1 protein-coding gene is annotated in these 360 nt (G+C 66.9%); it reads right to left on the bottom strand.

From position 1 onward, the window contains the following. The coding region (locus U5775_RS39140) for a hypothetical protein (protein ID WP_322063464.1) at window positions 1-360 on the bottom strand (360 nt) is incomplete at both ends.

Raw genomic sequence — 360 nt, 5'->3', positions numbered from 1 at the left:
AAGCGAGACCTTCGTATTGACGCCGTCCGTGAAGTTCATCGTCGCGTCCGGCGCAATATTTTGCGCCGCGCCGCCGTTGGCGCTCACGTTCCAGCCCTTGTTGGCCACGGTATTGACGGCGCCCAGTGCGCTGTCGACGCGGCTCAGCGCGCTGCCGACATCGGCAGGCGAACCGCTCGCGCCGGTGATGGCGTTGGCGTTGGCGAGCGCATAGCTCGGGGCCGCCACGGCACCAGTGCTCGAGTTGATCGACGCACCGCCGCCCAGCGCATTGACTGCTGACGAGAGCTGCGCGACGTTCACGGCATCGGTGGACGCCGTACCCGCGCCCATGTTGACGATCTGACGCTGTGCCGTGGA

It is taken from the genome of Paraburkholderia sp. J63, assembly GCF_905220245.1.
GTDB lineage: Bacteria > Pseudomonadota > Gammaproteobacteria > Burkholderiales > Burkholderiaceae > Paraburkholderia.
Note: the sequence above shows the minus strand (reverse complement) of the source record. Positions and strands in the feature narration are given on the sequence as shown.